The organism is Rikenella sp. (assembly GCF_056799795.1).
Window position 1 is genome coordinate 73,995 of record NZ_JBQIQO010000006.1, and the last position, 10,821, is coordinate 84,815.

Here is a 10,821-nt window from a genome sequence, read left to right on the forward strand (position 1 = left end):
GGCGCGTGAGCGGCGTGTTGCGGGCCGCCCATGGGCAAGCGGCCGGCCCGCGCGGCTCTAAAAGCCGCAAGAACTCAGCCCATTCACCGCCCCATTCTTGGAAGTGCGTCTTCAACCAACAACAGCAGTTCGCCACCAGCGGTGAGTGCAACGAGCTCCGACGAGTTGCAGTCCGCCGCGTGGGGTGGCGGCGAACTGCGCGGCTCAAAGAGCCGCAGAAGCTCGGCCCAGCTCTCTAAAATTCGCCTCGGCACGCCACCCATTCACCACCCCAACCTTTCGAATGCGGCCTATTCGCTCTCAGTTCAAGCGGACGAAGCCTGCGGGGCCCACGGCAACGTCAGTTGCGGGCCTCCGCGGCGGGAGGCTTCGGCCCGCGCGACTCGTAGGGTCGCAGAAGCACAGCCCATTTGTTTTCGGCCGCAGCCAGCGGAGAACGAATATTAAGGCTGAGGCGGCCAGTAAAAGACGCTGTGCGTCCCCTCCGCATCCGGGGGCTGCGGGCCGACCGTTGACACGGGGACTTAGCTACTCGCTCGCAGCCCAAAGCACAGCCCAGCTCTCTGCCCTGTGCCAGCCTCACTGCGGCTACGCTATCGCTCCGCCGCGTTTTCGCGCGCCTTGCGCGATTCAACTATTTCGGCGATGAGCCGAAATAGTTGAATCGCTTCTTTAGGCGGCGGCGCGCGATCTGATCACTGCCCCGGCTGGAACTGTTCTCGTTGGCTTGCCTTCCTCCTCGCCGCTCGGCAATTTGCAAACTACGTTTGCATTGCCCTCGCTGGCAGCGTCGGTTGTGAACAAAGAGAACCAGAAAACCGACGCAGCAACCGAGCGCCATCAAACTTGTTTGAATGGCCGAGGTGCAAGGAGGAACCGAGTAGCGTACCGAGGGCAGAGACCGCTTGCGGGCTTTGCCGAGGTAGCACGAGGAAGCCGAAGGCAACGCGAAGCCAAACTTTAGACGGATGCTGCGCATCCTCAAGTTACCGACAGCCCAACTCATTGAAAAAGATTCCTACAATACAGGGCGCTTGACGCTAATGCGTCAAGCGCCCTGGTTCTCAGACCTGCATCAGGCCTCCGAAAACTTACATCCGGCAACTCTACATCGGCAAGTTGCCCACCGCATCCTTCGAACAAACGGGCAACTTCCCGTCTTTCCCCATCTGCACGAAAACCGTCGCACAAAGCACCGTCCACTGATCCCCGTAAGTCATCGTACTGGAGTGGCTATACCCCAGACAATGCCCATATTCGTGGAACATCGCCTGACGCGGATAACTATGCGGATGGCTGTTCGGAGACGTCGCATCGAAATAGACCCCCGTATAACAATAGTTCGCCAATCCATAAGTCTGTCCGCCCCCCAAGCCGCCGACCCCCGACACACAACCGAGCGAAAGCCCCCTATGGCTGCGAATCCGTTGCCGCAACTGATCGAGATCAATCGGATTCCGACCGTTGTCCAGCAGCCGCCCATCGTACTTCTCCATCTCGGTATTGAACTCCTCGGACGCGAACATAAAGGCCATATTGAGCGCCAAAGCCACCCCATGCCGACACAGCAACGGATTCATATGCCGCCAATAAGCATGTCCCGCATCCGCCGAATAGGCCGAAAACCGAATATACCACCGACTGTCGATCCGTTCGATTTTCTTCATGAACGGATCCTCCGTCTGAATGATCAGCGAGACATCTTCACCAGAGAGATCCGGTTGAGCCGGCACCACGATTTTCCGGCCGGACGCCGTCGTGAACGTGCGCTCCGAGCTGACCACCGGCAACGGGAACGAAGCCTCCATGAACGGATAAATCAGATCGAATTGCGCCAACTCGACGAATTCCGGACTGAACTTATTGAACCGGCACAGGATTTTCACATCCCGAATCGCGATCGGCGAGAAGAACTTGACCAGCAACCGATGATCCCCCGCCACCGAAACCTGTAACGGAGCATTCGGATAGAACGAGCGCCGCCCCGCATTATAAAACACCTCCCGCGGTTCATCCGCCAGGAACATGGTATCGGTTTCGAACCGCGACAAGTCGTTTTCACGCACATAAAGCAACCCTTCCCGACTCTCCGGATGCTGATAATCTATCCGGATATGCGCCACCCGCCCCGCCTCGATCCGACAGCCCGAGAAACGGTATTTGCGCACGAACGGCATCCCGTCGCTGCGTTCCGATTCGATCGTGACGACCCCCGACAACGCCTTCCGACTCGGCAACGAGTAGAACGAACGACTCTCCGTAATGTCATAAACCGGAATCGCCCCGGTGCCGGAATAGGCTCCCGTCGCATCGAAAGCCGTGTAGACCCCATCCGCCTCGTCGAATGCGATTTCGATCTTGCGGATAAACCGCCACATGTACTCCGACGAGACATTCACATCCACATCGACCCGCCCCACACAGCGTTCCAAAGCCACCGGCTGCGAGACCGAAGCCTGTGCCCGCCCGACATGCAAATCCAGCTTTTTGTAGTAGTAGATTTCGTCCAGCGGTTCGGCATCGGTCGGATTCCGCAGCCAGACATCCGCCAGCCTCTGCGGCAGATCGACCGCCGCCGGTTGTTGCTCCCGACTGGCAGTCGCCATGAAGACGACCGTATAATCCCCCTCTTTCAGCCCCTCGACCGTCAGTTTCGAAAAGTCGGACTCCAACTTGTGCGTATGCAGGTCGAGCTTCTCGCCGCGGCTGTCGGTAATCATATACCACATCTGTCCGATCTGATCCCGGGGCAGCAACTCTGTCTCGTCGGCCCGGGTCGGAAGGGTGGAGTCGTTCTCCGCCTGAAAGCCGAAGACGAAAGTGACACTCCCCTCGCCCGGCTGCCGGAGGTCGAATTCCTGTCGTTTCGAGCACCCGGCCATTACCCACACGGTGCCCAAAAGGAAAATAGCGATTTTCAGTCTGTTTTTCATCACACGCCTCCTCTCTTATTTCTTGACGCACCGCACGTATGCGAATCCTTCCATCTGCCACTGGTATTCATCAATCAACGAGAGAGAACTGGTTGCCGCCGAGAAAGAGAGTCTGCGAAGCCAAGCATACCCTCCCGGACACCCCGTCCGGTCGTTGGTCCACATCAAAGCCCAGTTGCCGAAATTCGGATTGTTCGACGTTGATTTATCGCCTTTATAGCCTGCCATCGGGAAGATCAAGAAACGATCCGTCCCATCGACGGAGAGCTTCACGTAACGCTGGGTTCCGGTCACCCCGGTCGGCGTCACGAGCGTCCCATTCGCGACATGAAGCGTAGCCGTAATTTGTTCGCCGGTCGCCGTGGTATAGTTCCCCGGAATCTGGGCCGAGGCCGGCAGAATGGCCCGCCACTCCGCCCGCGTCGGCACCCGGTAACCCTCGGGACACGGCATATGGGTATCGTGTATCCAAGGAGCATCCTGAGTCTGATTTCCGAGGTTATTCGAAGGATTGTATCCCTGCCACGGCACATACATATAGAGTCGTCCGAACTGGAACAGACCGCCGATGGTGTTGATCCAGCTCTCTCGGTACATCTCCTCGACCGTCAGGCCGTCGAGCGGATAGACCTGATCTTCCAGGTCGTGCGTGCGGGCATTGAACGCCATCCAGGTCAGCCCGCCCATTTCGACCGTTTCGATCTGATGTTCGCTGGGCGCGACCCGAATCTCCACATAGTCGTACGAAAGCTGCGTCAGCGCACTCTTCAGGTGCACGAGCACCGAATAGCCCAGCCGTCCCCGGCCCTGAGCCGCCACCGAAGCGTCGAACATCGAGACGAACCCGCCGTCGGGCTCTTCCGACACCGAAACGCCGCTGAGCGTGACATCCGGGTCCAACCCCTCGACGGAGTCGATATCGATCCGGCTGTCGCCCAAAAACGCGAGTTTCATCCCCGCCGCCCCTTCGGCCGGCACTTCGATCAGGTTATTCTGATAATCGACCTTGACCCCCGCCGGGAAACGGGAACGCGCCGCATCGAGCACGATACGATTCCCCGCATCCGGACTTCCGACGACCGTTCCGCCCTCGTCCCACGGCTTGACCTCGACCACCCCTTCGATCATCGCGCCGGAGTTCCGCACCTCCACGGCATAGACCTTGTTGCATTCAACCGTCGGCAGCTCCAGCTTCAGCCTCAACGGCGCATCGTCATAGCTTCCGAGCAAAACGAGGTGCACCGGCTGGGCGCTTTCGAAAATCCGGAAGACGGACTCCAGTTTGCCGCCTACCGCCGTTTCGAAGACCTTCCGGTAGCTGATCGTCTCTTTCGACGCCTGCTGGCCTTCGCGGAACGGACAGATCTCCGCCGGCGCATTCTCGACAAGGACTTCGCTGATCCGTATTTTGCTATCCGTCGAAGCATCGATGTCGAGCCGCGCCACGCTACGCTTAAGCGAGACAGTTCGGGGATCCCCCCCCCCTCGCGTTTCGGTATCGTTCCCTAGGTCGACCACGGCCGTCATAAACTCCGGCGCAGAGTTGTCGTGCAAATCCCGCCCGACAGCGATATTGCGGAAATTCTCTTCGTCGATGGTCTCTCCGGAGAGCGAAAAAGGAATGCCGCTGATGAAATAGAGCCGTGACCCACCGGCCGCCGAAACGGCAATTTCGCCTTTCTCGTTCGGTTTCAGCTGTTGTTTCAGATAAAACTTACCGTTGCTGAAGTGATAGACCGACAGTTCCTGAATTTTTTCAGCCAGATTCTCCCCAGGCGCCTCGTTATCCTGCAAAACCAACGGATAGGTCTGCCGTTCGCTTCCGTGCTCCAACACGGAAGGAGCCTGGCTTTTGTTGCACGCGCCCAAAAACAACGCTCCGCACAGAAAAGAGATAACGATCTTGTTGTCAATGTGTTTCATAGATTGAAAACGAGCTGTTTCCCGGTACGTTCCGGAATAATCGACTGCAAAAGTATAATTTTTCCGAATACGTAACTACCTATCGATCAATTTTTAGCCTTTCGGCGAAACTGCCGCGCAGACCACAGCGGGCGGCGAGGCATCCGGAGAAACTCTGGCAGGAATTTTGCACTCGCTGAATTTGTGCTACTTTTGCAGAGGCTGTCGAACCGGCAGTCCGGCCATTACGGAACACCAAAAGATTTATTCACTCACCATTCATACAGACATCGACATGAAAAAAGGATGGATACTGGCGACCGTCGGAGCGGCGGCCGTTTTACTGAGCGCATGTTGCGCATGCCGCAAAGGGAGCCCGAAGATTGCGAATCTCGAAGCGGACGACTGGCGTCTGATCGAATTCCTCGGCGCAGCGGTGCCGACCGACAAGGCGGTGACGCTGACTTTCGACGCGGCTGAAAAGATGATCTACGGACAGGCTCCGTGCAACAACTTCTTCGCGGGTTACAGCCTCTACGAGGATCCGGAGCACAACATCGAGATCAAGAATGCGGGCGTCACGCGGATGTACTGCCCGGATACGGAGATCGAAGACGGCTTCGTAGGTCGGTTGACGGACATCAAGCGGTTGAAACTTGAAGGCGAACGGCTTCTGATGCTGGACGGCGAGGGCAATCTGGTCGCCTTGTTGCAGGCTGTACCGCGGACGGCGAAGGAGGGAGCGAACGGAAAATAGTCTCCGCGAACTGTTTTCTTTCCGAACGCATCTTTCGTTCCATTTTACACAGGGGCGACCTCGCAAAGGGTCGCCTCTTTTTCGTATTATCTTTTCAAAGCCTCTTTTGCTGTCCCCGCCCCGGGCTACCGCAGCCTCGCCTCGGGCACACCGGGCGGGGTCGGAAATGTCGGCTACAACTGGTCGTCCATGGTCAGCGGGATTTACGGGCGTTTCTTGTGGTTCACCGCACAAGACCTTGGCCCTAGCAGCACGGGCAACCGTGCGGACGGTCGTCAGTTGCGTTGCCTCTCGGAATAAACGGAAAATGCTTGCGATTCGAAGAATCGCGCGGGCCGAAGCCTCCCCCAGCGGAGGCCCGCAACTAACGTTGCTTTAGGCCCCGCAGGCTTCGACCCTCAAAAGCACTTTCCCCCATTCACCTCCTCAATTCAGTCGGTTTCGGGCTGCGCGCTCCAGGGGTGGGCCGAAGGCCCAGCGCGCAAGCCCAGCGGTTCTACGGGTCGCAAGAGCACAGCCATTTTCTGTCGGGTTCGGCCTCGGCCTGTTTGCAAAAGTTCGCCGCCAGCGGTGAGTGCAACGAGCTCCGACAAGTTGCAATCCGCCGCGTGGGGTGGCGGCGGACTGCGCGACCCTTTGGGTCGCAGAAGCTCGGCCAAAGCACGACCAAAAGTTCATCCCACAGTTTTCAAATTCGGCCTGTCGCCCATCCCCATTCTGCGAAATTCGTCCTCGGCGCGCCCCCCCCCACGCGCCGCTGATGCGTCGCTCTCGCCGAGGACGGCGACCTAACGGTCGCACGAGCACCGCCTGAAGACCAGGCACGGCCCAAAGCTCGCCCCAGCTCTCCGCCCCGTGTCAGCCTCACTGCGGCTCCGCTGTCGCTCCGCCGGTGCCGCTCGGCACCCGAAAGATGGCCCGGTCTACTCCTAAACGTCGCCCGCGGCAATTCTTGCCGGATTGGCCAAATGCCAACCGGCAGAATATGCCCTTTTAGGCGAGCGGGCGACGGATTTCACACACCGTTTGACCGCGCGCCTTGGGAAATCTTGTCAAAACGCACAAAGTGCATTTTGACGATTTCCCTCTTTAGGCGGCGGCGCGCGGTCGAGCTTTGTCCCGCCTGAAACTGCCCTGCGCGGGCGGCGGACGGCTAATAAGGCAAAGACAACCCTAACAAAACGCCCGATGGGCGCACCGGCGGGACGGAGCGATACTGCGTATCGCTTAACCGCCTCAGCCCAACTCTTTGTCCGCGCGCCGCCGCGCACGCCCGTCGCCCATCCGGAGAATATTGTTAATTTTGTCTCCGATGAAAACGCAGGAAATTTCAGTACCGCGCCCGGACAAACCGGAAGCCCCGTCGCGCATCGTGATCGGCGAAGCCCTGCCCTTGCTCGACACGCTGCTCGCCGGACGACGCCCTATCGTCATCACCGACCCGAACCTGGCAGCATCCTATCCGGAACTGATCGGACGCTATCCCCATATCCAGATCGGACTCGGCGAGACACAAAAAACACTGACCACCGTAGAACAAGTCTGTCGCGAACTGCTCCGAATGGGAGCCGACCGCGGCTCGTATATCGTCGGCATCGGCGGCGGCATCGTGACAGACATCACCGGATTCGTCGCCTCGGTCTATATGCGAGGCGTGAGCGGCTTCGGTTTCGTAGCCACCTCCCTGCTCGCTCAGGCCGATGCAAGCGTCGGTGGAAAGAACGGCGTCAATCTGGACGGCTATAAAAACCAAATCGGAGTTTTCAACCAGCCGGACTTCGTGCTGTGCGACCAGACGATGCTCTCGACACTCCCCGCACGGGAGTTGAGAGCCGGTCTGGCCGAAGCCATCAAGTGCGGATTGATCGGCGACGCCGCCTTGTTCGAAGCCTTCGAAGGAGAGACATTCGAGACACTGACCGGCAACCCGGAACTACTCCACCGCATCCTCGTCGCCACAGTCGGACTGAAAGCCCGGGTAGTAGCGGCGGACGAACAGGAACACGGCGAGCGAAAGCTGTTGAACCTGGGCCATACCTTCGGCCATGCGATCGAGAAATGCACGAGACATTACCTGCACGGCGAGGCGGTAGCCATCGGTCTCTGCGTGGCTGCTGGAGCAGCTGTTAAAGCCGGCCTGCTCACAGCAGATGAAGAGGCCCGGATTATCCGAACGATTCGCGGAATGGGGCTGCCGACCTCGATCGATCCCATGCTCGAAGTCACTGCATCGCAGTTGATTGCCGCCGTTGAGGCAGATAAAAAACGAGAAGCGCAGGAAATCGATTTCGTCTTACCATCCGGACTCGGCCGATCGGTTCGTCGCCGAATGCCGCTGACAGAGTTGGAGGCGCTGATTACGGACACTTTATAGTAAGATACTCCCGCCCCGGGCTTCCGCGACGGCAAGACAGGCGATTTGAGCATCGTCGGCCTCGGCGGTTACAGCTGGTCGTCGTCAGTCAGTGATACTAACAGCACATATTTGCGTTTCCGCGCAACAGACCTCTACCCCTGCTACACGACAGGCCGCATCCACGGTTTTCAGTTGCGGTGCCTCTCGGAATAAACGGACGCACAGCGTCTTTTGCTGGCTGTGTCTACCCTAAATAATCGCCAGCCTCTACCCAAGAGGCACCCCAAGCAACCGACACCTCGACCCCAATAAAACGAAATTGGACTGCCCATAAACAATAAGCCCCCAACCCCTACCGTTTCAAGCACACAAACCGCAGAAAAAAATATGAAACTCAGTGAACACCGCGGAAATATGCTACACGGCGTACTGCTGATCGCCCTGTTCAGCTGCGCCGCTTTCTGGATCGCCGAGACCCGCTGGGTGAGCAGCCTCTCGCTCAGCCCGTTGATCGTGGGGATCGTACTCGGGATGCTCTACGCCAACAGCCTCCGCAACCGGCTGCCGGCCACTTGGGTGCCCGGCATCCTCTTCTGTTCCAAACGACTGCTGCGGATCGGGATCATCCTGTACGGCTTCAACCTCACCTTCCAGGATGTCGTACAAGTCGGTTGGGCCGCTTTGGTGATCGACGCCGTGATCGTCGCCGGAACCATCTACGGCGGGATCTGGATCGGACGACTCTTGAAAATGGATCGCGGAATCGCCCTGCTGACCTCCGTCGGGAGCGGCATTTGCGGCGCCGCAGCCGTGCTCGGAGCCGAAGCCACCATCCACAGCAAACCTTATAAAACCGCCGTAGCCGTCTCCACCGTCGTGATCTTTGGGACGATCGCCATGTTCCTCTACCCCGCTCTGTACCGGAACGGCATCCTGGAGCTCGACCCGGCACAGATGGGACTCTATGCCGGCGCGACGCTGCACGAAGTGGCCCACGCCGTGGGAGCCGGAAACGCCATGGGCGACGAAGTGGCCGGCGTGGCCGTCATCGTCAAGATGATCCGCGTGATGATGCTCGTCCCGGTCTTGCTGCTCCTCGGCTTCGCCATCGCGCGCGCACGGGCACGAAAATTGCAGCAACGCGGCAACACGGCAGCAACCTCTGACAACGGAAGCGGCAAAGTGTCGATTCCGTGGTTCGTCGTGGGCTTTTTGGGAGTCATCGCTTTCAACTCGTTCGGCCTGTTGCCCGAAGGAGTGATCGCCTTCCTCAAACAATTGGACATCTTCCTGCTGACTATGGCCATGACCGCGCTCGGAGCCGAAACCAGCATCGAGAAGTTTCGCAAAGCAGGCGTCAAACCCTTTATACTGGCCGCTATCCTCTTCGTGTGGCTGATGGGCGGCGGATACCTTTTGGCCCGATACCTCGCTCCGGCATTGATGTAACGCCGGGTTGTAAAAACGACACAAACAACTAAAAACCAATATTTATGAACTTCCTGACAGACGAAAAGCTCACCATCGTCGGCGCCGCCGGCATGATCGGTTCGAACATGGTACAGACCGCCATCATGATGGGCCTCACCCCGAACATCTGCGCCTACGACCCGTTCGCCCCGGCGCTCGAAGGGATGGCCGAAGAGATGTACCACTGCGGTTTCGAAGGGATCAACCTCACCTGGACCAACGACATCGCCGAAGCGCTCAAAGGCGCGAAATACATCATCTCGTCGGGCGGTGCGGCACGGAAAGCCGGTATGACCCGCGAAGACCTCCTGAAAGGGAATGCCGAAATCGCCGCCCAGTTCGGGAAAGACATCCGCACCTACTGCCCCGATGTGAAACACGTCGTCGTGATCTTCAACCCGGCCGATATCACCGGCCTCGTCACCCTGATCTATTCGGGTCTGAAGCCGTCTCAGGTCAGCACCCTCGCCGCTTTGGACAGCACGCGGCTCCGGACGGCGCTGGGACAGCATTTCGGTATCGCGCACGACCGGGTGACCGACGCCCGGACGTATGGCGGACACGGCGAACAGATGGCCGTTTTCGCTTCGACCGTCAAGGTGGACGGCAAACCGCTGACCGAACTGATCGGCACCCCGGCCCTGACCGACGAACAATGGGCCGCCATCCGGCAACACGTGATTCAGGGCGGGAAACGGATCATCGACCTCCGGGGTCGGTCGTCGTTCCAGAGCCCGGCTTACGTGTCGGTCGAAATGATCCGTGCAGCGATGGGCGGCGCTCCTTTCCGCTGGCCGGCAGGGGTGTACGTTTCGGAAGGGGGCTTCGACCACATCATGATGGCGATGGAAACCACGATCGACAAAGACGGGGTACATTATAAGGTACCGACCGGAACGGCTCAGGAGACCGAATCGCTGCAACAGAGCTACGGACACCTGTGCAAGTTGCGGGACGAGGTGATCGGCATGGGTATCATTCCGGCCATTTCGGAATGGGCGGGATTAAACCCTAACTTGAAATAATCGAAGTTATTTTAACTGACAGCAGGGCCGGATCTTTGTTCCAAAGATCCGGCCCTGCTACGTTTGCTCTGTTGAGGATCAGTCTGACAATGTCCTCTCATCCGCCGCCCCGGGCTTCCGCAGCAATAGCAGTAAGGGTGCACTACTGAGCGTCGGAAGTGAGGGTTCCGTCTGGTCGGCTTCGAGCGATGATACGCGGGGCTACTATTTACGTTTCCTGCCGAATGCGACTCAGCCGAGCAATTCCGATATCCGTGGCCTCGCTCTTCAGTTGCGTTGCCTCTCGGAATAAACGCCGCGGGCACGCGGTGGGCAAGGGGCAGGAGCTACCCTAATATTAGACAGCCTCTACCCTACTTTTGAGCTGAATCCTGCGGT

7 protein-coding genes are annotated in these 10,821 nt (G+C 58.6%); 5 read left to right on the top strand and 2 right to left on the bottom strand.

Features of this window, described 5'->3' with window-relative positions:
• Positions 1-1,106: 1,106 nt before the first annotated feature.
• Both ACTO3O_RS02955 and ACTO3O_RS02960 read right to left on the bottom strand, forming a co-directional pair.
• The gene (locus tag ACTO3O_RS02955; protein WP_297832424.1) at positions 1,107-2,933 is read right to left on the bottom strand and encodes a hypothetical protein; all 1,827 of its coding nucleotides are present in this window, start codon (positions 2,931-2,933) and stop codon (positions 1,107-1,109) included.
• A 15-nt stretch (positions 2,934-2,948) separates the two neighbouring features.
• Positions 2,949-4,856 (bottom strand): FISUMP domain-containing protein, encoded by a 1,908-nt coding sequence (locus ACTO3O_RS02960; RefSeq protein WP_297832418.1) that lies wholly within the window; start codon positions 4,854-4,856, stop codon positions 2,949-2,951.
• 274 nt (positions 4,857-5,130) lie between these two features.
• Between ACTO3O_RS02960 and ACTO3O_RS02965 the strand changes: the two genes are divergently transcribed.
• From ACTO3O_RS02965 to ACTO3O_RS02985, 5 genes are all read left to right on the top strand, one after another.
• Positions 5,131-5,592 carry an META domain-containing protein gene (locus tag ACTO3O_RS02965; protein WP_297832421.1) on the top strand — a complete coding sequence of 154 codons (462 nt, stop codon included), beginning with the start codon at positions 5,131-5,133 and terminating at the stop codon, positions 5,590-5,592.
• 1,312 nt (positions 5,593-6,904) lie between these two features.
• Positions 6,905-7,966 (top strand): 3-dehydroquinate synthase, encoded by a 1,062-nt coding sequence (aroB, locus tag ACTO3O_RS02970; protein WP_297830610.1) that lies wholly within the window; start codon positions 6,905-6,907, stop codon positions 7,964-7,966.
• A 45-nt stretch (positions 7,967-8,011) separates the two neighbouring features.
• Positions 8,012-8,161: a hypothetical protein gene (locus tag ACTO3O_RS02975; protein WP_297830608.1), complete on the top strand. Its 150-nt coding sequence runs from the start codon at positions 8,012-8,014 to the stop codon at positions 8,159-8,161.
• Positions 8,162-8,335: 174 nt separating this feature from the next.
• Positions 8,336-9,397, top strand: coding sequence for a YeiH family protein (locus ACTO3O_RS02980; protein ID WP_482596429.1), 1,062 nt, complete (start codon positions 8,336-8,338; stop codon positions 9,395-9,397).
• 44 nt (positions 9,398-9,441) lie between these two features.
• The gene (locus ACTO3O_RS02985; RefSeq protein ID WP_297830607.1) at positions 9,442-10,443 is read left to right on the top strand and encodes a malate dehydrogenase; all 1,002 of its coding nucleotides are present in this window, start codon (positions 9,442-9,444) and stop codon (positions 10,441-10,443) included.
• The last annotated feature ends 378 nt before the right edge of the window (positions 10,444-10,821 follow it).